Below are 25,540 nucleotides of genomic sequence, written 5' to 3'. Positions count from 1 at the left end.
CAATGTATCAAGCCTTGCTCTCGCTGAAGAAGTCCCAGATGGCGCGCGCCGAGTCCAGGTCCTTATTCGTGCGACCGTAGATGCCAGCGGCGGATTTTACGGGGTTGGGAATGACGTGACCACCGCCTTCGATGGTGTAGGAACGCACCGGCGACTTCCCTTGGCTGTTCCAATCGCGCACCGTCACCGAGGTTTTCTCCGGTCTGGAGGCAGGCAGCTTCTTCTCGGTGGGCGCCGTGCTGATCCCATTGCGGGCCGCCAGATATTCGGCGGTCTCGAGGTGGGAGAGGCCGAGGCCGCGTGGGCGGAATCCCCAGAAACTCGCCATTCCGCCCTGGTAGGGGACTAGGCGATCACCGGTGCCATGGATCAGTACCACCGGCAGCTCCGCGCTGGGCAACCCAGCCGGGAAGTTCTCCGGGACGGGTTGGGTGGCGGCGATCAGCGCGGCACCGGCCAGGGCGTCGTTGGCTTCGTGGATAAGTCGGTTGACGAACTGCGCGCCGTTCGAATACCCGGCTGCATAGACGCGGCTCTTATCGATGCCGGAGGTTCGAGCGAAGTGATCGACTAGGGCGCGGAAGAACGCTACGTCGTCGTATCCTTCGAGGCGGGCCGGGTAGTTCGATTCGATTCGAGCGTCATTCCACAGTTTCTTATAGGCGTCTGGGTAGACGACTACGAGCTTCTCCCGCGCCGCGAGTTCATCAAAGGTGCCAGCCGCGAATTTACGCAGCACCTCGCCGGATTGGTAAGAGCCGTGGAAGAGGACCAGGAGAGCGGAGCCGGCTGGTAAATCCGCTGGTGCTACCGAGGTGAAAGTTCGCTCATGACCGTCCACCGTGAGGGAGGCTTCTGTGGTTATGAGCGGGAGCGCTGATTTCTTCATACTGAAACAATATCATGAATCGGATTATCTATCCGAATCGATGATGTATCCGATTTGAACCAGTCCGCGAATCTAGAAGGCGAAATCCTCTTGATGAAGATTCTTTCGGGGTAAACCTGCGCCGAAGAGTGCCCGTTTTACCGCCTCACTGAAGCCAGGGGAAGCGCACAGATACACGTCTCGATGCCGGAGATCGGGAACCAACCTTTCCAGGTTGCCTGGTGTGATCTCGTTCCTCGGCTGTGAGGAGGGTCCGATGAGGTAGATGATTTGGGCGCCCCTAGATCGGGCAATATCGTCGAGTTCACCTCGGAAAAGAATGTCCTCCTCCCTGGATGCGCGGTAGAGCAAGGTGAGCGGAGCGTCGCCCATTCGGAGGCTTTCGAAAAGTGTGCGCATCGGGGTGATGCCAACCCCGCCGGCGACCAACAGCACACCGTGACGGGTGCGCCGTCGTTCCGTCATAGCTCCATAAGGACCTTCTGCAGCTACCCAAGTGCCCGGGCGGAGCGAATGGATGATTTTGGTTCCGTCGCCAACGGCCTTGACGGTCAGGCGGAGGTAGTTCTGCGTTGGCAGTGCCGAAAGTGAGAAGGGATGCGCCGCCTTCCAGCTGTCTTTGCTGAGGAAGCGCCAGCGGAAGAACTGGCCGGGCTCCGCATTGAGTTCGGAGAGGTGTCGACCGCGCAGAATGACACTGACCACCCCCTGACCTTCGTCTACCAGGCGCTCCACTCGGAGGCGGTGCCGCATGAGCAGCAGAACGGGGGCGATCACCCGGTACCGGATCAGGAGCGCGAAACTGGCGGTGTATAGGCAACTCCAGACGATCTGGATGAGGGGGAATCCCGCCAGATCCGGACCCGCAAGCTCATGAGAAAAGGACAGTGCGATAGCAAGGTAGGTCAGCAAGTGAATGGTGTGCCAGGTTTCATAGCGGAGTCGCCGCCGAGCCGCACGGATCGAAAGTAGCCCGATCAGGAAGAAGAGTGCGGTGGCAACCGTCGCAGCGATCAGCCCAGGCATGCCCAGCACGTCCAGGATGGATCGGGGGACCGGAATGCCTTGACCGGCAGACCAGGCCAGGGTTGCAGCCACGCCGTGGATGACGATGAAGCAAAGCAGGCTGCGTCCCAGCAGGCCATGCCATCGGGCCATCCGGTCTGCGCCTATTCCGCTTTCTAAGGCGGGAATCCGGGCCATCAGGATCACCATGACGGTGACGAAATACCCGGCCAGCAATCCAGCCAGGTGGGCGGTGAAAGGCAGGTTGAACTGGAACGGCGGTGGGGCGCTGATCAGAGCCAGGGCGGATACCGCCACAGTTCCCAAGGCAAAAAGCCAGAGTGCGACGGCGGCGGGCAGCCTGTGAGTGGAGGGCACCTCTGCGGTGAAGCCTGAGTGGTGGGCGAGGTCGCGTCTTTCAGCGGTGTCGAACATTGTGTCTCCCAGTAACGCTTTGACCAGTCTCAAGGCGCATCGTTCCGGTAGCAGCCTGTTCCATCGACTCTTCGATCTGCGTCTGCTCCGTAGTGACAGCTGGTGCACTGGCGGCCGCGACCGGTTGCACGGGTGATACCGAGGGACCGCCTAAGCCCAGGGTTGCCCCCAAGGAAAGCGCTGCAGCCAGCACCCCAATCGAAAGTGTGGAGGAGAAGATTCGCCAAGACCGAATTCGCCGTTTTGAGGTTTTTTGGGATCGGAGCTCCGATCGAGATCTGGCGGGCACTGCTGCTTGAAGGTCGCTTGCGCGTGGGTGGGTCATATGCACAGGTTTTCAGCGGTATTTATGTTCCAGCTTTGTTGGGCTTACACAATGTCTGGGCACTGCTTTGGGTGGCGAAGTAGCTCCAACTGGAGCTCAATGATCCACTCGCTTTCATCCTCGCCGACGGCTTCCAGGAAATTCTCGCGCCAGCACCCTGCCTCGAGGCTGCTGCGGTGATTGCCACCGTCAGCCCATCGAGCAAGGTTTTGGTAACCAGAGTTCAGATCCTTGACCGGCCCCCGGAGAATCACCGATGCAACCATGATCTGCGGAAGAGTTTCGATTTCTAGGCCCGGAATCGTGCCCTCGGGGAGAGCATAACCTGCCGTGACAATCACCTCGCCAACCTTCGCTGGATTGGGGACGTAGCGAGCCACCGGCGCGGTCCGGTCGGCTTGTGCCCGATCCATCAGCTGAGCGACCATATCGAACAGTGCCTTGACCACAGGTCCTGTTTTCTCTCGACTGGCATCCTCTGCAACTGCCGAGAGAGCTACAAGCCGCTGACTGCCTAGTTGCTTGATTTCGATGCCCGCTCTCATGCTGCTTTCTCCTTCGATCAATCGGAGTCTCGCCTTGACGCGATCCAGCACATGTTGCTCGTGGCGGATCTGGCTTTGTAGTTCGATTTCCCGCGCCGAGAGCATTTCAAACACCCGATCCGAGTCCTCGCGCCCATCGACCAAGCCATCAATCTCTGCCAAGCTGAAGCCCAGGGTCTTCAATGCCAGAATCCGGTTCAGGATCGGAAGTTGCCCCAATTGGTAGAAGCGACGCCCTGTAGTCGGGTCCACTTGGCTGGGAGTGAGTAGTCCGATGGTGTCGTAATGCCGCAGCATCCTGGCGGATACACCGCCAAGCCTGGCAAACTCTCCAATATTCATCATGTCTCCTAACCCTGGACCTTGACACAAGGTTAAGTTCAAGTTCGGTGGCGTCTGGCGTCTGGCGTCCGGCTTCCTGAGCGGGAGCCCTGGCCGGCGTTGGAGCTCAGTTCCGAAACAGAATGAGGACCAGGGCGCCCAGACCGCAGCAAAGGCAAACGACGGCGCAGCTCACCGCTACCAGCCCGACTCCCGGGAGGAGGGGGCCAGTGGGCTTGATGAGGGCTGAATGCAGTGCCCGGTAGCGCCGGTCGGCACCTAGCCAGAGCGCAATGCCTGCGAGTAAGCCGAGAGTCCCGATCAAATAGGAACCCGTTCCGAACAGGGGGAGCAGAGCCCGTCCGGTGGCCACCGATCCTGCGGTAAGCGTCAGTACGGTTCGCTTCCAGGCGAGCGCGGTGCGTTCCGCCTGTAGACCCGCATCAGCCACCCGGGATTCCCCGAAACTCATAGGAAGAAGGCCCAGAGAATCAGTAATCCCGCGATGACCACAATCAGCGCAATCGGTCCGGAGAGCCGAGGTGAGGGCAGTGGGGTGGATTCCCGCATGGCTCGTTCGGCGCGGAGCCAGCCGAACCAGGCCTGAATCGGTGCCCCGATGCCCGCAGCGATCAGCAGGATGGAAGCCGTCAGGCGTAGGCCCGAATGCAGGGAGCTGGCAAAAACCTCGATGGCTACCCCGGCGGCGATCAGCGCTAGTGAGGTGCGGATCCAGGCCAAGAAGGTGCGTTCATTGGCCAGCGAGAATCGAGGGTCGGGTTCCTTGCCGGTTCGGTAGAGCCGTTGTGGAAACCGTCGGTCGGGGTGCTGGGTCATGCCACGCTCTGCACGGTATCGATGCTCATGGCTAGAAGTCTAATGAAGATTTGGTGCGCCACAGGTGCTCGATCCCCACTTCGGCTGCACGCTCAAGACCTCTAGTCTCAGCGGTGAATCAGATCTTCCCAGTTCTCCGGAACTTTCCCCTCCGGGCCTGGAGCAGGCTGCTCATCCGGGTGGGATTGCGGATCGGCAAGCCGCGGGCCGCGGGTGAGTTCGTCGGTGCTGAAGTCATAGAACCAACTTTCACCTGGTTCGAAGGAGGTGATGATCTGGTGCCCGCTGCTTCCAGCATGGGCACTCGCGTGCTGAGCCGGTGAGGTATCGCAACAGCCGATATGTCCGCATTCGGCGCAGCGACGTAGGTGTACCCACCAGCCGTCCTCGGCCAGGCATTCGGCGCAGCCAGTGCCGCTTGGCTCCGCTTGCGGGTTGATTCCAGGAATCAGATCTGAAGCCATGGATTTTCTCCTATCGCTGCTCGGGTTGCTCGGCGTCCCCGCTTCAAGGGTAGTCAGGTATTCGTCGGGTTTACCAGCCTCATTCAGGCTGGTGGTGCTGTGTCAGTCAGTTTTTCGGCTTTGACCCACAGTCTGCGAGCCACCTCGTCGTCGCGCATCCGGCGGTTCAAGCTGGCGACGCCGGTTGGCCCAACCATGGCGAAGCGTCCGGAGGGCCCGTAGTAGCCCTTCGCCACGGCCTCGGGGCTGGTGGCAGCGTAGAGCATCGGCTCGGTGCCTTGCTCCGGCTGTTGCGCGGGCAAGATGTCCAGCCTGGTAAACCAGGCGATGCTTGGTTTCTCCCGGCCTAGGCTGGCTCCAGCCGTCTGCAGATTGGTTTTGGTGTAGCCCGGGTGTGCTGCATTACTCATGAGCTTCCAGCCGCGTTCCAGGGCGAGATCGGCGAGCCGTCGGGAGAGCATCAGATCGGCGAGTTTGGACTGGGAGTAGGCCCCGGCGCTGCGATAGCGGCGATTCCAGTTCAGATCGTCAAAGTGAATGCGGCCAAAATTAGCCATCCCGCTGCTCATCGTAGTGACTCGCGGAGCTTCTGCCTTGAGCAGCAGTGGAAGCAGCCGATTGGTCAAGGCGAAGGGGCCCAGGAAGTTACTGCCGAATTGGAGTTCAAAGCCGTCCGCCGTGGCATTCCGGGTGGGTGGGGTCATAACGCCTGCATTATTGACCAAAACGTCAAGTGGGGTTCCCTCGGCCAGCAGGCCATCGGCGAATTCCTTGATGCTGGAGAGATCGGCCAAATCGACTCTGCGAATCTCAAGCTGGGCGTTGGGGTGGGCGGAGAGAATCTCCTGCTTGGCAGCTTCACCTTTTTCCGGTGTGCGCACAGCCATAATGACCTTGGCCCCGGCCACTGCTAGCCGCTTGGCAGCTTCCTTGCCGGTCCCGGAGTTTGATCCGGTGACCACGATGAGCTTTCCCTTTTGATCTGGAACTTGATACATGAACTTCCTCAAATCGCTTTCCAACTGGTTAGTTGATAACTATTGAACGCCTTGCATTCTTGCTTGTCAACTAACTGGTTGGTAATATTTGGCTATGGTCAGGGATGCACAGGCAACTAAGCGCCGATTGCTGGAAGCCGCGAGTACGGAATTCGCGGAACGGGGCATCGCGGGCGCCCGAGTGGATCGAATTGCTGCTCATGCCGGCAGCAATAAGGCCCAGATCTACACCTACTTTGGTTCCAAGGACGCGCTCTTTGACGCGGTCTTCGATGAGATGGTTATTGCCACTGTGGAGAGCGTTCCGATCGATCCGGATCATCTGCCCGAATATGCTGGCAGGCTCTTCGATCACGCGATAGAGCATCCGGGGCAGCTCCGCATCGTGCTGTGGGATCAGTTGGAGCGTCAGGGGAAGGGTATTCGGAGCCTGGAAGTTCAGGGTGCCGCAGCGCGCAAGGGGGAGGCGATTCGGGCCGCCCAGCGCTCCGGCTTGGTAGCGAAGCATCTGCCCGCGGATCTTCTACATCAGGTGATCGGGATTGTGACCACGCAGGCCGCCTTCCAGCTCCAAGCGGAGGCCAGCGCCGCTCAGCGGGCTGAACTAAGGGCTTCGGTCGTTGAGATCACCCGCCTGCTCACCCACCCTTAACTACCGCGCGAGTGCACACTTAACGCCCATGTTCCGAGGATACGATGGGCGTTAAGTGTGCACTCGCGCGTAAACGCGTAAAGAGGGAGGGCTTAGCTTACGTTGAACTCGTCCGGGTTCGGTCCGATTCGGCCGCCCTTATCGAGTGCCTCGATGGTAGCCAATTCCTCGGCGCTCAACTCGAAATCGAAAACATCGATGTTCGCGGCAATGCGCTCCGGGGTGACGGACTTCGGGATCACGATGTTCCCGATCTGTACATGCCAGCGAATGATCACCTGAGCGGTGCTCTTACCGTGGGCTTCCGCGATGGCGATGAGCGAAGCATCCTGCAATAGCTCGCCACCCTGTGCCAAGGGGCTCCAGTCCTCGGTGTGGATGCCGTGCTCGGCGTGGAAGGCACGCAGCTCGCGCTGCTGCAGATTCGGGTGTAGTTCGATCTGGTTGACCGCAGGAACGGTGCCACCCAGATCGATCAAGCGCTGCAAATGAGCCTGCTGGAAGTTGGAAACGCCAATAGCCTTGGCGCGGCCGGAGGCGTAAATCTCCTCGAAGGCGCGCCAGGTGTCAACATAGGTATCGTTCTCCGGGGTCGGCCAGTGAATCAAATAAAGATCCACGTACTCCAAGCCCAGCTTGTTCAGGCTCGTTTCGAAAGCCGCCAGGGTCTTTTCGTAGCCCTGCTCGCCATTCCACAGTTTGGTGGTGACGAAGAGCTCGGAACGATCTACGCCGCTCGAAGCCAGGAAGTCCTTGATCGCCTTGCCCACGCCCTCTTCGTTGCCATAGATGGCCGCGGTGTCGATGCTGCGGTAGCCTGCGTTTAGCGCACTGGTGACGGCCGCCGTCGCCTCATCATCCGGCACCTGCCAAACGCCGAGGCCCAGCTGGGGCATGCTATTGCCATTGTTCAAAGTCACGTTGGGAACGTTGACGGTCACAGATATCTCCTTGAAATTGGTTACGTTTTCGCCAACCAGGTCCGCTAGGAAGTTATTCCTGGCAGGCCGTGGTCATCCTCAGTTCGGGTCCATCCAGGTCGGTCAGCTCGAGGGTGATGCTCACCTTACCCAGCGCCGAGGTGGAATCCAGATGGGTTCCGCCACAGGCGATCCTGGCTTCACCCTCGGGGAGTGCGCAACTCCAGTACCTGCGGTCGGTCAGTCGGTCACCTTCGCGGTCGATCCTGATCGGGGCGGCAGCCTGAACCCATTCGGCAACGGTCTGGTTGATCAGGGAAGTGAGTTCTGACAGTTGCTCAGGTAATCCTTCAGCGTTGAAACCCTTGCGGCGGAGGGATTTATTGAGCCGGAAAACGTCAATCGAGCCGTTCTCCACGATGCTGGATGAGCTAATGGCTAGGCCATCAAAATCCGGGGCTCCGAGCGCATCCGTCCGCACCTCCTTGGTCCAGTGCCCGGAGAGTGCTTGATTGAGTGCCAAGGAAACCAGATGGCAGGCGCTATGCCCCCGGCTCAGGGCCCGGCGGTAGCTAGCGTCGACGGCGATGCCCAGCTCGCTGCCCTCGGTAAGTTCGACGTCGGCGGGCAGCAGATGCGCGGCCAGGAAGGACCAGCCCTCGGTGCCCTGACGTACGGGAAGGTCGGCTCCGACATACAGTGCACTCCCGTCGGTGGCAGCCAACTGGCAGTCCAACACCGCCGCCTGGCCGCCGTCGTAATGGATAGTGGCGCGATCCGCTCCCTGGTCCGGCCAGAAGGCATCGACCGGGTGGCACGGCGTTCGGTCGAGTATTACGGCCTGTCTGCCGTCCAGTAGTGTCTCGATATGTAGCACCCGGGCGGTTTCCTCAAGGGTGCCCGTCGGATAGCTGATAATGGTGTCTTGCTTCGGCAGCGTCATAGCCACTTCTTCTTCTTGAAAATCACGTACATCACCGCGGCCACGATGGCCATCAGCACCAGGGCATAGGGGTAGCCGAAGGCCCACTTCAATTCCGGCATGATCTCAAAATTCATCCCGTAGATCCCGGCCACGAAGCTGGGGGCAAAGAGGATGGCAGCCCAGGAGGAGATCTTTTTGATTTCCTCGTTTTGTGCCGCGCTGGCTTCATTCTGCCGGTTGGTGGTCAGGGTGCCATCGACGGTAAGGGCGTTCTGCAGCAGGGCGCGGAAGGAATCGGCGCGTCCGGTGAGGAGAGCCACATGGTCCTCGACGTCACGTAAGCTACGCTGCAATTCAATGTCCACGCCAAATTTTTGGAACCCGCCATGTAGCAGCGCGGTGATGCCCAGGAGCGGCTGCAGGGCTCGCTGGAACTGGATGACCTCGCGGGAGAGCTTGTAGATACGTTCTGAAACTCGCGGATTTCCGGAGAAAAGCTGGTCTTCGATCTCATCGATATCGTTCTCTAGGCCAGCCACTACCGGACTGTAATCGTCCACCACCTGATCCAGAATGGCGTAGAGCACCGCCTCCGGGCCGAGGGCGAGCAGTTCGGGGCTGTGCTCCATCCGGTGCCGAACCTTAGCCACCACCGGGGTTTCCGCGTGCCTAATGGTGATCACGAAGTTCTTTCCGGTGAAGACGTGCAGCTCGCCGAACTCGACCTCCTCCTCCTTGTCCAGGTATCGGGCAGGCAGAAGCACCGTGAAAAGGCTGTGGTCGTAGCGTTCGATCTTGGGGCGTTGATGAGCGGTGATGGCGTCTTCAATCGCGAGTTCGTGCAGATTGAATTCGGCGCCCACTGAGGCCATTTCCTCGGCGGTTGGTCGATAGAGCCCAATCCAGGCCATCCCGCCGCGTTCGGTCAGGGTTTCGTAAGTCTGTTCTAGGCTCATTGGGTCCGCGGTGCGTACCCCGTCCACATAGATAGCGTTATCGATGACAGTCACGGTGTTTATTATCCGGGCAAGTGGTCCTTAGCTGTGATTGAAGACACCTGTGTCCCGTCTCACAATCGCAAAGAATTGTTTGCAAAGAAATCTTTGCATTGTTATAGTTGTTGTTGTGAGTAGTCAGAGTTCGGCAGCTGAAGAGCACGTGCACACCGAGGCTCGGGCTCTCGACGTCAGCTCGCTGAAGGCTCTGGCGCACCCGCTGCGCGTACAGATCTTGGACAGCCTGTCCCGCTACGGGGCGCAGACCGCCAGCAGCCTCGGTGAGCTACTCGGCGAGTCCAGCGGTTCCACGAGCTACCACCTGCGCCAATTGGCCAAACATGATTTTGTTCGGCCGGTTGAGGACAAAGGAACTGCGCGGGAGCGCTGGTGGGAGCGATCCCCGGGCCGCCTCAGCTTCGGCGGCCGCGAGCAGTACCGCAATCCAGAAACCGCCGATGCGGTCCGGATCATTAATCGCGAGTTCACTAACAGCCGCGCCGCCTACCTTCAGGATTACCTGGAGCGCGGTAATGAGGTACTAGCCGATGAATGGATGGATGCCGGCGCGCTCAGCACCATCACCTTGCAGATGACCTCTGGGCAGTTGACGGAATTTGCTCGGAAACTCGATGACTATTCCCAACAGCTCGTGACCGAACTCAAAGCGCAGGGGGAGTTAGCAGGCCAGCGGGCCGTGCAGATTCACCTCAATACCTTCCCGATCCTCGATCCACTACTGGACGAAAACCACCACAACAGCACCACAAAGGAGTCATCACTATGAACACCTCGGCAGAACATTCACCCCGTCGCCGCAATATCGTTGCCGCCCTGGCCAGCAATGCGGGCCTGGCCCTGCAGGGTTGGGCGGATAGGCGCAATCGTTCGCACGTCAACAATGCCCTTTACCGTGAGCGCGTTGACCAGGAGACCGAGCTGCACCGCACCCTTTTGCAGCACAACCAACTGCGCTAAGCGATCGGCAGGTTTATTTAGCCCGGTAGGGGTTACTGCGGCAGGGGACCGGAATAGCCCGGCATTCTTTCGAACACCAAGGTGGTTTCGGTGTGGCCCACCACGGGATCGGTGGTCAGATTATCCAGCACCCAATCCCGAAGCACCTCGGTGCTGGGAACCGCAATATGCAGTAGATAGTCCACCGAACCCGAGGTATGGAAAGTGGTGAGGACCTCCGGCAGCTTCGGCACCGTCGAGGTGAAGCGGTCGATTTCCACCCGGTCATGTGCTTTGAGCTGAACGGCCACCAAAGCCTGTACCGAGCGTCCGACGGCGGAGAGGTTGACTGTCGCCTGAAAGCCCACGAGGGTGCCGCGTTCGACCAACGACCGGGTGCGCATAAGAGCGGTCGAGGGGGCGATGCCGATGGTGTCGGCCAGATCCCGGTTGGTGATCCGGGCATCTTCCAAGAGTAGATCGATGATCTTACGATCTACTTCGTCCAGGCCGGCTGCATCGGGAGGCTGATTCACCGCTCTAGTTTAGCTGAGCCGGTCTTCGACGCTGCAGCCGTGTTCTGGTAACGGCCAGTTACAGCCCCGACTCCAAGTCCGCGAGGATCTCAGCGGTACTCGCCGCCCTGGCTTGGGCAAAACCGGTACCAGCCCAGAGATTCACGCCCTCCGGGTCGCCCGCTGCTGCTGCGGCTGCTCGCAGTGGACTGGTCAGATGGTGAATCTGCGGGTACGCCTGGGGCGCTCCGGGGTGCTCCCTGATGAATCTGTTCTCCAGCCCGCGAGCCCATCGACCGCTGAAGGCTCGGGTCCGAGCGGTCCGGATGAATCTTCCGCCCAGTAGAGCCTGCCGGTGTGCCTCGCGGGTGCCCGCTTCCGTGGCGCAGAGAAAAGCAGTGCCCAATTGCACGGCCTCGGCCCCACAATCGAGCGACATTGCGGCCGTCGTGCTATCGCTTATGCCACCCGCGCCAATCAAGGGCAAGGGGCTCACCGATCGCAGCTCAATCAGCAGATCAGCCAGCGCATCCGGATATTCGGGCTTATCAGGATCGAGGAAGGCTCCACTATGGCCGCCGGCCGAGGAATGCTGGACGATGAGCGCGTCCGCACCACGTTCGGTAGCGACTTTCGCCTCGTCACCGCTGGTCACCGTGATCAGCACCTTGCTGCCCAAGGCCTGCAAACTCCGAACTTCCTCGCGAGCCGGTGCGCCGAAGGTGAAACTGACAAAAGCAACCGGCTGCTCACCTAAGAGTTCGAGCTTTTGCTGCCAACCGTCGTCGTCCGCTTCCGGGTTTAGCTCCGGCAAGGGCACTCCGTAACGCTCCGCCTCGGCGGCGAGTTCAGTCCGGTAAGCCGCCAAGGCTTCGGCATCCACCGGGCGGGAATCTGGGACGAAGAGATTGACCCCGAAATTCTCCGTCTCGGAGCGCACCGCGGCGATTTGCTCGGCCAAGGCGCCGCTGGACTTGTAACCACCAGCCAGGAAACCGAGTGCCCCGGCCCTGGCAGCGGCCACAACCAAGCCAGGAGTGCTCACTCCGCCAGCCATTGGCGCCACAATAAAAGGTGAAGGAAACATCAGACTCCGATCAGTGTTCGCGATCCTTAGCTATCCTTAGGGACGTGAGTTCAACCTCGGTTCCCCCGCGCAATCCCAACACCACCATCATCGGCCTGGATATCGGTGGCAGCAAAACCCGGGGCATCCTCTGGCAAGACGGCGAGGTGGTAGCGGATCAGCAGACCGGTAGCGCCAATGTGCAGAATGTCAGCGTTGAGGAAGCGCGGAAGAACCTCGCCGAGCTATTCGCACAATTCCCAGCAGCGCAGCTAAGCCAGCTGGATCAGGTCTTCGCCGGTTCCGGCGGCATCGACACCGAGGCCGATGCCGAAGCGCTCGCGGCGCTGATCCGTCCAAATGTGTCCGGCGTACCGGTCACCGTGGTCCATGACACTCGCTTGCTGCTCGCTGCCGGGCATGCCAGCACCGGCGTAGCGGTGATCGCGGGCACCGGATCGGCGGCTTGGGGGACTAACGACGACGGCGAGCAAGTCAGGGCGGGCGGCTGGGGCTACCTGCTCGGAGACGAGGGCAGCGGTTACTGGCTTGGCCGGGAAGCCGTGCGGCACAGCCTGCATCGGATGAACCTCGGTTTGGCACCGGACGGACTCACCCAGGCGCTGTTAGAAGCCTGCAAGCTGGAGCAGCCAGGTGAGCTAATAGCGCATTTCCATTCGGGTACCACTCGACGCTACTGGGCTTCGATGTCGCCGCTGGTTTTCGAGGCTGCCGCCAAGGCGCACCCGGAGAGCCTGCAGATGATCGAGCAGGCCGGAAAAGATTTGGCGACGATGGCGGCACAGGTGGCGACCCAATTGAAGCTGGCTGGTCCCATCGTGCTGGGCTCCGGCTTGGGGATGCATCAACCGCCGCTACAGAAAGTCTTCCGCGAGCAATTGGCCGCGCGGGGATTCCAGCAGGTCCGGGTGCTGGACCAAGATCCGATTTTCGGCGTTCTTGACTTGGCTTCTGCGGCTGTCGCTAGGGAGTCCTAGACTAGGATTCATGTCGCCCAGCTTCGCCACCCGCCCCGCCGCTTATGCCGTGATCGTCCGAGATCAGGAAATCTTGTTGGCGTATTGGTCGGAGAACGGCGAGGAAGGCTGGACCATGCCGGGCGGCGGTTTGGATCATGGCGAACACCCGGTGGACGGGGCCATTCGGGAGGTTTTCGAAGAAACCGGCTACCAGGTGGTGATTGAGCGACCACTGGGGGTGGACGTTTTTGCGCCCTCAGCGCCCATCGACGGCCAGCTACGGCAGTCGATCCGGTTCCTCTACCAGGCCACGGTTACGGGTGGGGAACTGACCGCAGAACAGAATGGCAGCACCACGCACGCAGCCTGGATTCCGCTGGCCCAAGTGCCCAGCCTCAATCGGGTTCCTTTGGTTGACGCTGCCTTGCGGATCTGGCGGGAAAAGCCGCAGTCCGGAAAATTAGCTAGCCAGCCGGAGGATCAGTAGTTATAGTTTTGGAAGCTGCATAGTTCGCAGCCCAGTGATCGGTAAGGAGGTGGAGACAATGACTGTTTTTCTAGCGCGTTCAGAGCGTTCATTCCTGTCATATCCACTTGCCCCGATCCTCGCGCGATGCTAGAGCGTCCGCCACTTGGGGCGATATCCCCGAGGTATTCAAATGATTTCTTCGTCAATCGGCGAACTTTCTCTCTACGGTTTCAGTGACCGCATCGCTGAGCTTTATCGCGACTATCCTGGGCTCGAAGCTGCCCGGGTTGTCCGGGCAGATCGATCCCATTTCCAGGTGATGACTCGCGCCGGTGCGATGTTCGTCCCGCGTGCGCTGATTACTCCGGAGGGTGCTCAGTGTGCCACCGGGGATTGGCTCGGGCTGGATTTCGAGGGCAGCTTGGAGGGTGCTTTCGGTGCCAACCCCGGGCTGCTGCAAGCCCGGGTGCTGCCGCGCTTCTCTCAGCTGATCCGAAAGGTTGCCTTCGCCAATTCGAGCGAATCGCAGCTGCTCGCGGCCAATATCGACCTGATTGCTGTGGTGGTACCGCTCGACCGAACGCTCTCACCGGGCCGGATCGAAAGAATGCTGGTGGCGGCCTGGGATTCCGGGGCTACTCCGTTGCTGATCCTGACCAAGGCGGATCTGGCCGATGGGATCAATGGAAATCACGACGTCGTCTCCCAAGTCATGGAGTACGCAGCGGGAGTTCGGGTGATCACCACCAGCGCGGAGGCAGGGGATGGCATCGAGGAGGTGCGCCAACAGGTTCAGGACTACCCGGGCGGCGGGGCCACCCTGACCTTCCTGGGCCCCTCGGGGGCTGGGAAATCGACCTTGATCAACGCGCTAATCGGAGCCAAAGTGCAGGATACCGGTGAGGTTCGGGAGGGCGATTTCAAGGGAAAGCACACCACCACGGCACGTGAGTTGGTGCCGTTACCTGGCGGCGGGGTGCTGATGGACACCCCCGGGGTGCGCGGTTTTGAGGTGGTTGATGCTGCTGAAGGGGTGGCGAAGGTTTTCGGCGATATTGAAGAGCTCTTTGGACTCTGTCGATTCGCTGATTGTCAGCATCTGCGGGAACCCGGCTGCGCCGTTCAGGAAGCCCTCGAAAATGGGCTTTTGGAGTCGCGGCGCTGGCAGAGCTATCAGAAGATGCAGCGTGAAATGGCTCGGTTAGCTCAGCGCAAAGATATTGCCCAAAGCAGGAGCGAATCTCGATCTGCGGGCCGGGCTTATCGCTCCTATAAGAAGATCCGAGGCCGGGTCGAAGAGGGCAAGTTCTAATGTTCTAAAGCGCGAAGCGTTGTTCCAATGTGCTACGAAAGGTTTCGAAGCTCGCGCCGGGGTTCATATTGTCGGTGCTGCTGGTTAGACTCGACTGAACGTCGGCGCGAGCTGATCGTAAAGTTTTACCGCCCAGAGTTAACGACGGCGCCACCTACAGTGAGGGACCAGCATGGCACCAGCACAATCCGTAATGAATCCTGAGCCGATGATAGTTTTCGATTCTGTCACTAAGCGCTACCAGGGAGGCCAGAGCGGTTTGGCGGCGGTGGACGATTTGTCGATGACCATTGATAAGGGTGGAATCACGGTTTTCGTGGGTCCCTCAGGCTGTGGCAAGACCACCTCCCTCCGAATGATCAACCGCATGGTTCAGCCAAGCGAGGGAAGTATCACGGTTGACGGCCAGGATATCTCCGCGGTTCCGGCACCGGCTCTGCGGCGCTCGATGGGCTATGTGATGCAGTCCTCCGGGTTGCTGCCGCACCGTACCGTGATCGACAATGTGGCAACCGTGTTGCGGTTGAACAAGGTACCCAAGGCGAAAGCCATCGCCCGTGCGCACGAGCTGCTCGACGTCGTCGGGCTATCTCAGAGTTTCGCCAAACGCTATCCGAGCCAGCTCTCGGGCGGCCAGCAGCAACGTGTGGGGGTAGCGCGAGCACTCGCGGCCGATCCACCCGTGCTGCTGATGGACGAACCCTTTAGCGCGGTAGATCCGGTGGTGCGGGCAGAACTGCAAGAGGAACTGCTCCGGTTGCAGCGGGATCTGGCGAAGACCATTGTCTTTGTCACTCACGATATCGACGAGGCCACCATCCTGGGCGATAAAGTAGCAGTTTTCGCTGTTGGCGGGCGGCTGGCTCAGTACGCCACCCCGGAAGAGATCCTGCGCGCCCCGGTGGATGACTTCGTCGCGGGTTTTGTCGGCAGGGATCGCGGTTTCCGGCACCTATCCTTCAGTGAGGGTGCCGCCGTGCCGATCCACCCGGTAGCCAGCACCGAGGAGCAAGCTCCGGTCTCGGACTGGACCCTGCTGGTGTCCGCCGATAGGCATCCGCTCGGTTGGCTTTCCCCGCAAAGGCCCGGCGAAGTGGTGGCCGGTGGATCGCTTTACCCGGAGGGGGAATCCTTACGGCGGGCGCTCGATGCGGCATTGTCCTCACCCGCTGGACTCGGCGTCACCGTCGATCAGCAGGGCGCGGTCAGCGGCGTGGTCAAGGCCAGTGAAGTGCTCGAGGCTATCGAGCAGGCCCGGATAGCGCGCGAGGGCTGAGATGGCTTGGTTCACTGCGAACTTCGGTCACATCCTGGGCTATGCAGGGCTGCATCTGTACCAGGCGCTCTTGCCGTTGCTGCTCGGGTTGGTAATTGCTATCCCGCTGGCTCAGTTGGCTCGGGTCAGCAACATTGCCAGGGCGATCATCCTTTCCCTGGGGTCGCTGCTTTACACCATCCCCTCCTTGGCGCTTTTTGTCGTGCTGCCTGTCGTCTTGGGTACCCAGATTCTGGATCAGACGAACGTTATCGTGGCGCTAACCATTTATGCGGTCGCGCTCTTGGTCCGGACCACGGTGGATGCGCTCAACTCGGTGGACAATGACATCCGCCAGGCCGCCGTCGCACTGGGGTACCGGGCTTTTCCGCGATTCTTCGCGGTCGATCTACCGCTGTCTCTGCCGGTGCTTTTCGCCGGTCTGCGAGTGGTCTCGGTGAGCAATATCGCCTTGGTCAGCGTGGGTGCGGTGATCGGGGTGAAGAACCTGGGGTATTACTTCACCGATGGCCTGCAGCGTGACTTCCTGGTGGAAATTATGGTCGGCATTATCGGTACCTTGCTGTTGGCGATTTTGATGGACGTAATTCTGGTGGTGCTGCAGAGAGTTCTCACCCCCTGGTCGCGCGCGGTGGCTTCGGGTGCGAAGCCCCAGGCCAGCGCCACCCTGGTAGCGGAGGTGAGCTGATGTTGCCAGCAACTGACTACACCACACACAATCCGGTGAGCCAAGGCATTCAATGGCTGACCGATCCGCAGAACTGGCAAGGCGCCAATGGCGTACCGCTGCGGCTGTTGGAGCATTTGGGTTACAGTGCGCTGACCCTGCTGATCTCGCTTGTTATCGCAATTCCCATCGGCCTCTATGTTGGGCATACTGGTCGGGGCCGGGTGGTGGTGGTTTCGCTGGCCGGGATGCTTCGCGCGCTCCCCACCTTGGGACTGATCACGCTCTTCGCATTGCTCTCCAGCCTGGGCCTGATGCCTGCGGTTTGGGCCCTCGTGTTGCTCGCCATCCCACCGCTGCTGACCGGCGTATATGCCGGAATATCATCGGTTGACCGCGGAATCGTCGATTCGGCGCGCAGCATGGGAATGACCGAGCTACAGATCCTGTTCAAGGTGGAGGTTCCCAATGGATTGAAGGTCATGCTCGGAGGCTTCCGTGGCGGCGTGCTCCAAGTCGTAGCCACGGTAGCCGTGGTGGCTTATTTACCGTTGGGCGGACTGGGCCGGTACCTGATCGATGGGGTCAGCTCGAATGACTATGGTCAGGTATTTGGCGGTGCCGTGCTGATTGCGGTGCTGGCCATCGCCATTGATGGATTGCTTGCACTTCTGACCAGATTTTTGGTCTCTCCCGGACTGAAAATCACCTCGAAACCTGCCGCTTCCGTTACGGTCGGCGAAAAACCCCAGGCCCTCGGCACTCCCGCCGTTGGCACACAAGGAGGAACATCATGAAGCTAGCTGGAAAAACCTTCGCCAAGCGGGCTTTGCTCCCCGCTGGCGCTGTTATGGCTCTGGCCTTGACGCTCACCGCTTGCGGAGGCAATCCGATGGACAGCCCCAGCGGCTCTTCTTCGAGCGGCGCGGCCGGGTCTGTCACGGTGGGATCGGCCAATTTCCCGGAGAGCCAGGTGATTGCCCAGATCTATGCCGGTGCTCTCGAGGCCGCCGGAGTCACGGTCACGTCGAAGCTGAATATCGGTTCCCGGGAGGCTTATGTCGGCGGGCTGAAGGATGGTTCCATCGACCTGATTCCGGATTACACCGGAAACCTGTTGGGCTACCTGGATCCGAAGAACACCATTTCCGATAAGGACGGCATCGTCAAAGCGCTGCCGACGAAGCTGACTCCGCTGGGGCTGTCCGTCCTGGATCCGGCCGCGGCGGAGGACAAAGACGCCATGGTGGTGACCAAGGCAACCGCTCAGAAATACAGCCTGAGCTCCATTGAAGACCTGGCCAAGGTCTGTGACAAGGTTGCGCTGGCGGCTCCGCCGGAGTTCTCCACGCGGGACTATGGTTTGCCGGGACTGAAAGCCAAGTACAGCTGCGTGCCCTCGAAGTTCCAGCCGATCACCGATGGCGGCGGACCGCTCACCGTGAAGGCGCTGACCAGCGATCAGGTGCAGGTTGCCGATATCTTCACCACCAGCCCGGCCATCCCGGACAATGCTCTCGTGGTGTTGAGCGATCCCAAGAACAACTTCCTGGCGCAGCAGGTGATCCCGCTGTACAAGACGGACAAGCTCTCCGATGCCGCGAAGCAGGCTTTGAACAATGTTTCGAAGCAGCTGACCACTGACGATCTGATCAACCTGAACCGTCAGGTTTCCGGGGATCAGAAGCTTGACCCTAAGGACGCTGCCCAGCAGTGGCTTAAGGACAAAGGCATTGTTAAGTAAGTAGCTATTGCGGAAGGCACGCAGGCCAAGCCCACTTTTTGGGTATTGGCCTGCGTGCCTTTTGCGTTACAAAGACCGTTGCCGCACTGAATGTGCGATTCTTGAGAAATGTCAGATTTCTCCCAGTCCGCCAAGCTCGCCAGTGTCCGCTACGACATCCGGGGGCCGATCTTGCAGCGAGCGCAGCAGTTGGAGGCGGAGGGGCACCGCATCCTCAAGCTGAATATCGGCAATCCCGCACCCTTCGGCTTCGAGGCACCGGATGCGATTTTGGTGGACATGATCCGGCACCTGCCCAAGGCTCAGGGCTACAGCGATTCTCGCGGCATTTTCTCGGCGCGCACCGCCGTCGTGCAGTATTACCAAACACGTGGCATCGACAATATCCATGTCGATGATGTCTACCTGGGTAACGGCGTGAGCGAGCTCATTCAGATGTCCCTCCAAGCTTTGCTGAACGACGGCGACGAGGTACTCATCCCCACCCCGGACTATCCGCTGTGGACGGCTTGCGTCAGCTTGTCCGGGGGACGCCCTGTGCACTACCTCTGCTCGGAGGAAGAGGACTGGCAGCCTGATCTGGAGGACCTAGAGGCCAAAATCACCCCGCGGACCAGGGGCTTGGTGATTATTAATCCGAACAACCCCACCGGGGCCGTCTATCCGCAGAAGACCGTGGAAGCGATGGTGGAATTGGCTCGGAAGCATAATCTTGTGGTCTTTTCCGATGAGATTTACGAAAAGATTCTCTATGAGGATGCCGTGCACTACAACACCGCGCTGGCAGCGGCCGAGGATGTTCTCTGCCTGACTTTCAGTGGCTTGTCCAAGGCTTACCGGGTCTGTGGCTACCGCTCCGGCTGGATGGCCATCTCGGGGCCCAAGTCCAGGGCAGCGGACTACCTTGAAGGCATCAATCTGCTCTCCAATATGCGGCTATGCGCTAATGTCCCGGGCCAGCACGCCATTCAGACCGCGCTAGGTGGCTATCAGAGCATTAACGATCTCATCCTTCCGGGTGGACGGCTGCGTGAGCAGAGGGATCTTGCCTATCGGCTGCTCAACGAGATTCCCGGCGTTTCCACTAGGCAGGCGAAGGGGGCGCTGTATCTGTTCCCCAGGCTCGATCCGGAAGCCTATCCGATCAAGGATGATGAGAAGTTTGTCCTGGATCTTCTCCAGGAACAGAAGATTCTGGTCTCACACGGCAGCGGGTTCAATTGGGTTGCTACCGATCATTTCCGCCTGGTCACCTTGCCTAATGTGCGGGATCTGGAGGAAGCCATCGGCCGGATCGCCGAGTTCCTGAGTCACTACAAACCCTAAATATCCTGTCCACACCTCGACGCCATCGTGTTCTAGTCCCTTGTGTTCTAGTACGGTGGGAGAAGAATCGACCGTGCAGCATTGTGCGGCGCTCCCAGGAAGGCAGCCATGGCATCGAAGCACGGTTTCAAGAAGAGCCCTAGCGGCCTACTTCTCGCGGGTTCGGATTTCCAACTGAAGCAAGTAGACACCGCTTCAGCACCGGGATTCAGCGGAAAGAAGCGCGACGCCGAGCAGGTTCTTAGCGATCGCGCGGGCAGGCTTGCCGTGCTGCAGGAGCAGCTTTTCGCGGAGAGTAAATTCGGCGGGGAACGCGCGGTATTGCTGGTGCTTCAAGCGATGGATACCGCAGGCAAGGGCGGCATCGTCTCCCATGTGGTGGGCTCGGTTGATCCCCAGGGTGTGCAGCTACACGCCTTCAAGGCTCCCACCGAGGAGGAGAAACAGCACGATTTCCTGTGGCGGATTGAAAAAGAGGTGCCGCGACACGGCATGCTGGGGGTCTTTGACCGCTCACACTACGAAGATGTGCTCATTCACCGGGTGCACGGCTGGGCGGATGAAACTGAGCTGGAACGCCGCTATCAGGCAATCAATGACTTTGAATCCTCACTCGTGGAAGCGGGGACAAAGATCGTCAAGGTAATGCTGCACATCAGCCCGGAAACTCAGAAAGAGCGGCTGTCGGCGCGGCTGGGGGACCCGATCAAACACTGGAAGTATTCCCCAGGAGATCTGACCGAGCGGGCTTTCTGGCCGCAGTACATGGAAGCCTACGAGCTGGCTTTCCAGAAGACTTCTACCGAAAAGGCTCCCTGGCACGTCATCCCGGCGGACAAGAAATGGTATGCCCGGCTGGCCGTTCAGGAACTGCTCGTGGACGCTTTCGAGTCCTTGGACTTGGGCTGGCCGAAGGGCGACTTCGACCTAGCTGAGGAGCGGAAGCGGCTTGCGGCTTCCTGAGTTCTTCATTCGCCCTAAGCCAGGACGAGTATCAGTTAGTCGGCTCGACTAGTTGGCTCGGTTAGTCGGCTCAGCCGAGGATTCGCGCTGCTCTGAGACCGCATTTTTAGCGGTATCCAAACGCTTTTGCACGCCGCTCAACCACTCTTCGCAGCGCTGAGCCAGGGCCTCACCGCGTTCCCAGAGCGCCAGCGATTCCTCCAGGCTGGCACCACCGGCTTCCAGCTTGGCCACCACTGAGACGAGCTCCTCGCGGGCTTGTTCGTAGCTGAGCGCTTCAATACCGGGTTGTTGAGTCATGATGGCGAACTGTCCTTTGTTGAGGTATTGACCTTTGTTGATCTGGCGGGGGTCTTCTTGGTGGAGCTTGCGAGTTCAGGGGCTGTTCCGAGCGAGCGAGCACCGATCTGTCCCTCTGCCAGCCGGATCCGCAGAGTGGTGTCCTCCGGCGCCTCCGCAGCGGAACGCAGCACGCTCCCGTCGCTGAGCTGGACGACGGCATAACCCCGGTCCAGGGTGTTCTGTGGGGAGAGCGATCGGACTTGTGCAAGTAGATGTCCCAGGGCGTCCCGGTGCCGTCCCGTCAGGGAGGAGATCATCGAGAAGGAACGATCCCGCAATCTCGATAGGTCTTCCGCCCGGACCTCGATCATTCCGTCCGGATTGGCTAGTACGGGCCGAGAACGCAATTGCTCTAGCCGCTCCCCTTCGCGGTCTAGTAAAAGGCCGATGCCGCGGGAGAGCTGCTCACGCATCCGGCCAACTCGTTCCAATTCTTCCGCCAGATCGGGCACGATCCGCTTGGCTGCGTCGGTGGGAGTGGAGGCTCTCAAATCGGCTACTTCGTCGAGCAAGGGCCGGTCGGCCTCATGGCCGATAGCGCTGACTACCGGCGTCTGTGTCGCCGCAACGGCTCTGACTAGGGATTCGTTACTAAAGCCCAGCAGGTCCTCAAGAGAGCCGCCGCCTCGGGCGATCACAATGACGTCGATGCGTTCATCCGCATCCAGTTCGGCTAGCGCCGCAGTGACCTGAGCTACCGAGTTGACGCCTTGGACGGCAACCTCGCGTACCTCGAATTGAACGGCGGGCCAGCGTAGTTTGGCGTTGCGCAGCACGTCCTTCATGGCATCCGAATCCCGGCCGGTAATGAGTCCCACGCGTTGTGGAAGCAGCGGAAGTTTTTTCTTCCGCTCGGGGGAGAAGAGGCCTTCGACGGCAAGTGCCTGCCTGAGTACCTCGATTCGTGCCAATAAATCGCCCAGCCCCACCGCACGGATCTGCTTACCCTGCATCGAGAGTCGTCCGGTTTTCATCCAGAAGTCCGGCTTGAGCTGGGCAACCACCCGCGCCCCTCGCTCTAGTGGCACGCTCATCGAATCCAGCACAGAGCCGAACAGGGTGACGCTGAGCGATATTTCCGCGTCAACGTCTCGCAACGTCAGATAGCTGACATTTGCCCGGCGATTCAGTTCAATGACCTGGCCTTCGACCCAGGCAGCGGGCGCACGGTCGATATGGGCTTTTAGCTTTTCGGAAAGCAGCCGAAGCGGCCAGGGCCGTTCAGCGCTCGTCTCAGCCGCCGTCGTGGGTAAGGAAGTCGGCTGATCCTCGCCGGTGACACCGTCCTCGTTCATCCGATCCTCCTCCTTTTCGATCTTTTGGGACTGGGTGACTCAGGATCACCAGCCTACCCAACCCCTCCGACGGTCCCGTAGAGGGACATCTAGAATTCTCTGGGGGTGCACACAGGAGTAATGGCTAAAGTTGTTTCGAGTAACCAACCGGGGGGCCTATGCGCAGCTTCTTCTCCGCCCTTGCCACACTCCTGGCATTGATATTGGCGGGTGTTTCAGTTCCAGTCATCTGGGCTGAACGAACAGTGATTGACCAGGATGGGTTTTTGGCAATGGCCGAACCCCTGGGCAATGATTCAAAGTTCCAATCGGCTCTAGCTAGTGCCACCGCGAAAACGGTGAGTTCGCAGTTGGGGTCCTTCCCGGGACTGGGCACCATAGTGGAACCCATTATTGAGAACGCCACCAAGTCGCTCTCCAGCGACCCTGCCTACCCCAAGGCCTGGGCAGAGACGCTGCGGCGTAGCCATGAACTGACAGTGGTTGACCCGGCGGCTAATGCTAATGACAAGGGCACCTTGAACCTCGATGTAGCGCCGCTGCTGCAATTGGTTCTGACTAAGGTCAGCAGCGGACTCGGCCAACAATTGAAAGCGCCCGATCAGGTGCTAATCAGCTTGGGCACTCAAAATCAGCGAACCGTTTTGGTCCGCCTGAGCGAATTGGCGCCGCTGGGGTTTTGGATGGCCGTTGGCTCCGTGCTCGCCTTCGGCCTGTCCTTGTTGATTGCTCGACGGCGGTCCACCACTCTCGCGCTTATCGGACTGGGAGGACTCGTCGTGGTGGCGGGCTGGAAGCTGTTGCTGACGGTGGTTTCGCAGAATTTACTGAACACCCAGGGCGGGAACCAGGTGGCCGATTTGTTCAAGCAGGAGTACGTCTCCGCGGCCACCTCGAACTTTGACGGCTGGATTCTGATCGCTTTGATCACTGCTGGTGCCTTGCTGCTGATTGGATTGGTAGGCAGAGTCGCTACCCGTCCTCGGCGAGCCTTGGTATTGAGCCCGTCGTAGAATGAAGTCATGACCAGCACCGCCGTTTCCGTCCCGATGCCCGCCATTCCCCGCAAGCGTCGCAGCCCGGAAGAGATCGCTGCGGCGGCTCCGGTGTCTGGTGCCAAGAGGGTTCTGCTTGCGGCTCCTCGCGGTTATTGCGCCGGGGTGGACCGCGCCGTCATCGCGGTAGAAAAGGCTTTAGAACATTATGGGCCGCCGGTCTATGTGCGCAAGCAAATCGTGCACAATGTCCACGTTGTCTCTTCCTTGGAGGCTAAGGGCGCGATCTTCGTTGAGGAAAACGATGAGGTTCCCGAGGGCGCTCTGGTGATTTTTTCGGCGCATGGAGTTTCACCGGCCGTTGTGCAGTCTGCTGAGGATCGCGGTTTGCGCACCATTGATGCCACCTGCCCGCTGGTGACAAAAGTTCACCGGGAAGCGGTGCGTTTCGCCCGGGACGATTTCGATATCTTGCTGATCGGGCACGAAGGGCACGAAGAGGTAGAGGGTACCTCGGGGGAGGCCCCGGAGCATATCCAGATCATCAATGGTCCGCACGAGGTGGATCAGGTAACCGTGCGTGATCCCGAGAAGGTCATCTGGCTCTCTCAAACCACCCTGAGCGTTGACGAGACGATGGAAACCGTGCGCTTACTCAAGGAGCGTTTTCCGACCCTGCAGGATCCGCCGAGCGATGACATTTGCTACGCGACGACCAATCGCCAGGTGGCGATCAAGAAAATTGCGCCGCAGGCTGATTTGGTGATTGTGGTTGGCTCGGCAAATTCTTCGAATTCGGTGCGGTTGGTTGAGGTGGCTTTGGAATATGGCGCGAAGGCCTCCTATCGAGTCGATTTCGCCAATCAGGTCGATGAGTCCTGGTTCGAAGGGGTGGCCACCGTCGGGGTGACCTCCGGTGCCTCCGTTCCCGAGGTTCTGGTCAAGGACGTTCTGGCGCTACTTACCGAATACGGCTACAACGATGTCCAGGAAGTTGTCACGGCCGAGGAGGATCTACTCTTCTCGCTGCCCAAGGAATTGCGGACCACGCTCAAGAAAGCCGGCGATCCCTCCCGGGTATTGGGTGGCCGAGGAAGCCGACCCAGCAACTAGGTTTTGTCCGAGCCGGCTGGGACTACTCTGGCCTGGCTTTCTCCTGGCCCAGTCAGGGGCGTTCGAGCAGCTCCGGTGCAGTCAATGAGCGCGGCTGGTTCTGGACCGACGACGGCGTACTCAACTTCTCGGGGTCCAACGCGTTGAGCTTTCTTGCGGTTGGCAGTACTCGGGCTTCCAATGAGCCGACCATCAAGTTGTACTTGTCTACCGAGGATCTTATGGAGGCTCCGAGCTTCTCCACATTCTCTCCCAGCTTGGCCAACCGCTGATAGAGCTCGGTGGAGAGATCGAAGAGATCCCGCGCATTTTCGGTCAGCACATCCTGCCGCCAGGAGAAAGCCACCGCCTTGAGCACCGCAAGGAGGCTGATGGGGGAGGCCAAAACCACCCCTCGCTCCAAGGCATAGTCAAGTAATTGAGCATCGGCGTTCAACGCGACCGAGAGAATCGATTCGGCGGGTAAGAAGCAGATCACCACCTCGGGACTCGCTCCCGCGCTCTGCCAGTATTTCTTTCCGGCGAGCGCATCAATATGAACCCGGACCGCTTTGGCATGCCGGGCCAGAGCGGCTGTGGCGGCAGCCTCGGTGCTAGCTTCCTGGGCTTCCAGAAAGGCGCTGAGCGGGGCTTTGGCATCCAATACGAGTTCTTTTCCGCCGGGAAGCCGCACCACCATATCCGGACGTTGGCTGCCATCCTCGCCAGTTTGCTGGACCTGTTCCTGGAAGTCGACATGAGCCAGCAAGCCTGCGGATTCGACAACCCTGCGCAATTGCACCTCACCCCAGCGGCCACGCGCGCTGGTTGAGCGCAGGGTGGAAGCGAGGGAACGAGTGGTCTGCAAAAGGAGGGCATCGGATTCCCTGGCATCCCGGAGCTGCTGGGTCAGCTGCCCATACTGTTCCACCCGATCACGTTCCAGTAGCGCCACCTGGCGCTGCACCTCGGAGAGCCTTTCGGCCACCGGACCGAGGGCTTTCAGCACCGAGCCGTCTTGCTGGCTCTGCGAGCTGAGCAGCCGGGATTCCGCCTCTGCAGCGGCGAGTGCGGCATTGGCTTCGCTCAGCCGCTCCGTGACTTCGCCGAGCTCATCCGACAAGGTGAGCTGCCGCCGTCGTAAGAGCAGGTACAGGGCAAGTCCGCCGAGTAGCAGACCGAGGCAAAGACCTAAAGCAAATCCATCCATGGCTTCAGCATGGCACGCGG

At 60.0% G+C, this 25,540-nt stretch carries 29 protein-coding genes; 14 read left to right on the top strand and 15 right to left on the bottom strand.

The genetic code is table 11. The features are described 5' to 3' along the window. Window positions 1-7: 7 nt before the first annotated feature. The 7 genes from FHU41_RS06725 to FHU41_RS06695 form a co-directional block, all read right to left on the bottom strand. Window positions 8-889 (bottom strand): CE1 family esterase, encoded by an 882-nt coding sequence (locus FHU41_RS06725; protein WP_179388807.1) that lies wholly within the window; start codon window positions 887-889, stop codon window positions 8-10. 72 nt (window positions 890-961) lie between these two features. After that, window positions 962-2,329 (bottom strand): ferredoxin reductase family protein, encoded by a 1,368-nt coding sequence (locus FHU41_RS06720; protein WP_179388806.1) that lies wholly within the window; start codon window positions 2,327-2,329, stop codon window positions 962-964. A 369-nt stretch (window positions 2,330-2,698) separates the two neighbouring features. Then, the gene (locus FHU41_RS06715) at window positions 2,699-3,544 is read right to left on the bottom strand and encodes a MerR family transcriptional regulator (protein ID WP_179388805.1); all 846 of its coding nucleotides are present in this window, start codon (window positions 3,542-3,544) and stop codon (window positions 2,699-2,701) included. Window positions 3,545-3,647: 103 nt separating this feature from the next. Further along, window positions 3,648-3,992, bottom strand: coding sequence for a DUF202 domain-containing protein (locus FHU41_RS06710; RefSeq protein WP_179388804.1), 345 nt, complete (start codon window positions 3,990-3,992; stop codon window positions 3,648-3,650). After that, window positions 3,989-4,357 carry a YidH family protein gene (locus FHU41_RS06705; RefSeq protein WP_179388803.1) on the bottom strand — a complete coding sequence of 123 codons (369 nt, stop codon included), beginning with the start codon at window positions 4,355-4,357 and terminating at the stop codon, window positions 3,989-3,991. Before FHU41_RS06705 ends, FHU41_RS06710 begins: the two co-directional genes overlap by 4 nt. A gap of 107 nt (window positions 4,358-4,464) precedes the next feature. Next, window positions 4,465-4,821 carry a UBP-type zinc finger domain-containing protein gene (locus tag FHU41_RS06700; protein WP_179388802.1) on the bottom strand — a complete coding sequence of 119 codons (357 nt, stop codon included), beginning with the start codon at window positions 4,819-4,821 and terminating at the stop codon, window positions 4,465-4,467. Window positions 4,822-4,904: 83 nt separating this feature from the next. After that, a complete protein-coding gene (locus tag FHU41_RS06695) occupies window positions 4,905-5,819 on the bottom strand; it encodes an SDR family oxidoreductase (protein ID WP_179388801.1) in 915 nt (304 codons plus the stop codon). A gap of 94 nt (window positions 5,820-5,913) precedes the next feature. On the opposite strand from FHU41_RS06695, the gene FHU41_RS06690 reads away from it, so the two are divergent. Continuing rightward, window positions 5,914-6,471, top strand: a complete 558-nt coding sequence (locus FHU41_RS06690; RefSeq protein ID WP_179388800.1) for a TetR/AcrR family transcriptional regulator — start codon at window positions 5,914-5,916, stop codon at window positions 6,469-6,471. A 92-nt stretch (window positions 6,472-6,563) separates the two neighbouring features. On the opposite strand, the gene FHU41_RS06685 is transcribed toward FHU41_RS06690, so the two are convergent. Genes FHU41_RS06685 through corA form a run of 3 tightly spaced genes read right to left on the bottom strand, consistent with a single transcriptional unit; the run spans window position 6,564 to window position 9,326 of the window. Then, complete coding sequence (locus tag FHU41_RS06685; RefSeq protein WP_425503276.1) at window positions 6,564-7,418, bottom strand: aldo/keto reductase; 855 nt, start codon at window positions 7,416-7,418, stop codon at window positions 6,564-6,566. Between the two features lie 46 nt (window positions 7,419-7,464). After that, entirely contained in the window at window positions 7,465-8,334 is an 870-nt protein-coding gene (locus FHU41_RS06680; protein WP_179388799.1) for an alanyl-tRNA editing protein, read from the bottom strand. Then, window positions 8,331-9,326 (bottom strand): magnesium/cobalt transporter CorA, encoded by a 996-nt coding sequence (corA, locus tag FHU41_RS06675; RefSeq protein ID WP_179388798.1) that lies wholly within the window; start codon window positions 9,324-9,326, stop codon window positions 8,331-8,333. Before corA ends, FHU41_RS06680 begins: the two co-directional genes overlap by 4 nt. Before the next feature lie 115 nt (window positions 9,327-9,441). Here corA and FHU41_RS06670 point away from each other — a divergent pair, with 115 nt between their 5' ends. Together FHU41_RS06670 and FHU41_RS06665 are read left to right on the top strand one after the other, a co-directional pair. Then, complete coding sequence (locus FHU41_RS06670) at window positions 9,442-10,098, top strand: helix-turn-helix domain-containing protein (RefSeq protein ID WP_343046262.1); 657 nt, start codon at window positions 9,442-9,444, stop codon at window positions 10,096-10,098. After that, complete coding sequence (locus FHU41_RS06665; protein ID WP_179388797.1) at window positions 10,095-10,289, top strand: hypothetical protein; 195 nt, start codon at window positions 10,095-10,097, stop codon at window positions 10,287-10,289. The genes FHU41_RS06670 and FHU41_RS06665 overlap by 4 nt, the downstream gene beginning before the upstream one ends. A 32-nt stretch (window positions 10,290-10,321) precedes the next feature. Here FHU41_RS06665 and FHU41_RS06660 read toward each other — a convergent pair whose 3' ends face one another. Continuing rightward, a complete protein-coding gene (locus FHU41_RS06660; protein WP_179388796.1) occupies window positions 10,322-10,804 on the bottom strand; it encodes a winged helix-turn-helix transcriptional regulator in 483 nt (160 codons plus the stop codon). A gap of 58 nt (window positions 10,805-10,862) precedes the next feature. Further along, a complete protein-coding gene (locus FHU41_RS06655) occupies window positions 10,863-11,870 on the bottom strand; it encodes a nitronate monooxygenase (RefSeq protein ID WP_179388795.1) in 1,008 nt (335 codons plus the stop codon). Window positions 11,871-11,914: 44 nt separating this feature from the next. On the opposite strand from FHU41_RS06655, the gene FHU41_RS06650 reads away from it, so the two are divergent. The 9 genes from FHU41_RS06650 to FHU41_RS06610 all read left to right on the top strand — a co-directional run bounded on the left by FHU41_RS06650 (window position 11,915) and on the right by FHU41_RS06610 (window position 20,586). Further along, entirely contained in the window at window positions 11,915-12,847 is a 933-nt protein-coding gene (locus tag FHU41_RS06650; RefSeq protein WP_343046261.1) for an N-acetylglucosamine kinase, read from the top strand. Between the two features lie 10 nt (window positions 12,848-12,857). Then, the gene (locus FHU41_RS06645; RefSeq protein ID WP_179388794.1) at window positions 12,858-13,316 is read left to right on the top strand and encodes an NUDIX hydrolase; all 459 of its coding nucleotides are present in this window, start codon (window positions 12,858-12,860) and stop codon (window positions 13,314-13,316) included. Window positions 13,317-13,488: 172 nt separating this feature from the next. Beyond that, window positions 13,489-14,610 carry a ribosome small subunit-dependent GTPase A gene (gene rsgA / locus FHU41_RS06640; RefSeq protein WP_179388793.1) on the top strand — a complete coding sequence of 374 codons (1,122 nt, stop codon included), beginning with the start codon at window positions 13,489-13,491 and terminating at the stop codon, window positions 14,608-14,610. A 208-nt stretch (window positions 14,611-14,818) separates the two neighbouring features. After that, window positions 14,819-15,886, top strand: coding sequence for an ABC transporter ATP-binding protein (locus FHU41_RS06635; protein WP_179388792.1), 1,068 nt, complete (start codon window positions 14,819-14,821; stop codon window positions 15,884-15,886). 1 nt (window position 15,887) lies between these two features. Next, a complete protein-coding gene (locus FHU41_RS06630; protein WP_179388791.1) occupies window positions 15,888-16,574 on the top strand; it encodes an ABC transporter permease in 687 nt (228 codons plus the stop codon). Continuing rightward, window positions 16,574-17,350, top strand: coding sequence for an ABC transporter permease (locus FHU41_RS06625; RefSeq protein WP_179388790.1), 777 nt, complete (start codon window positions 16,574-16,576; stop codon window positions 17,348-17,350). Before FHU41_RS06630 ends, FHU41_RS06625 begins: the two co-directional genes overlap by 1 nt. Then, window positions 17,347-18,297: an ABC transporter substrate-binding protein gene (locus FHU41_RS06620; RefSeq protein WP_179388789.1), complete on the top strand. Its 951-nt coding sequence runs from the start codon at window positions 17,347-17,349 to the stop codon at window positions 18,295-18,297. The genes FHU41_RS06625 and FHU41_RS06620 overlap by 4 nt, the downstream gene beginning before the upstream one ends. 108 nt (window positions 18,298-18,405) lie before the next feature. After that, the gene (locus FHU41_RS06615; protein WP_179388788.1) at window positions 18,406-19,623 is read left to right on the top strand and encodes a pyridoxal phosphate-dependent aminotransferase; all 1,218 of its coding nucleotides are present in this window, start codon (window positions 18,406-18,408) and stop codon (window positions 19,621-19,623) included. Between the two features lie 108 nt (window positions 19,624-19,731). Then, window positions 19,732-20,586 carry a polyphosphate kinase 2 family protein gene (locus tag FHU41_RS06610; protein WP_179388787.1) on the top strand — a complete coding sequence of 285 codons (855 nt, stop codon included), beginning with the start codon at window positions 19,732-19,734 and terminating at the stop codon, window positions 20,584-20,586. A 48-nt stretch (window positions 20,587-20,634) separates the two neighbouring features. Here FHU41_RS06610 and FHU41_RS06605 read toward each other — a convergent pair whose 3' ends face one another. After that, complete coding sequence (locus FHU41_RS06605) at window positions 20,635-20,886, bottom strand: exodeoxyribonuclease VII small subunit (RefSeq protein WP_179388786.1); 252 nt, start codon at window positions 20,884-20,886, stop codon at window positions 20,635-20,637. Beyond that, window positions 20,883-22,223 (bottom strand): exodeoxyribonuclease VII large subunit, encoded by a 1,341-nt coding sequence (gene xseA, locus FHU41_RS06600; RefSeq protein ID WP_179388785.1) that lies wholly within the window; start codon window positions 22,221-22,223, stop codon window positions 20,883-20,885. Before xseA ends, FHU41_RS06605 begins: the two co-directional genes overlap by 4 nt. A 272-nt stretch (window positions 22,224-22,495) precedes the next feature. On the opposite strand from xseA, the gene FHU41_RS06595 reads away from it, so the two are divergent. Together FHU41_RS06595 and FHU41_RS06590 are read left to right on the top strand one after the other, a co-directional pair. Then, window positions 22,496-23,236, top strand: a complete 741-nt coding sequence (locus FHU41_RS06595) for a hypothetical protein (protein WP_179388784.1) — start codon at window positions 22,496-22,498, stop codon at window positions 23,234-23,236. A 9-nt stretch (window positions 23,237-23,245) separates the two neighbouring features. Further along, window positions 23,246-24,331, top strand: a complete 1,086-nt coding sequence (locus FHU41_RS06590; protein WP_179388783.1) for a 4-hydroxy-3-methylbut-2-enyl diphosphate reductase — start codon at window positions 23,246-23,248, stop codon at window positions 24,329-24,331. 52 nt (window positions 24,332-24,383) lie between these two features. On the opposite strand, the gene FHU41_RS06585 is transcribed toward FHU41_RS06590, so the two are convergent. Continuing rightward, a complete protein-coding gene (locus FHU41_RS06585; RefSeq protein WP_179388782.1) occupies window positions 24,384-25,520 on the bottom strand; it encodes a DNA recombination protein RmuC in 1,137 nt (378 codons plus the stop codon). Between the last annotated feature and the right edge of the window lie 20 nt (window positions 25,521-25,540).

Source organism: Psychromicrobium silvestre, from assembly GCF_013408295.1.
GTDB lineage: Bacteria > Actinomycetota > Actinomycetes > Actinomycetales > Micrococcaceae > Renibacterium > Renibacterium silvestre.
This window is presented reverse-complemented; position numbering and strand designations above follow the sequence as displayed.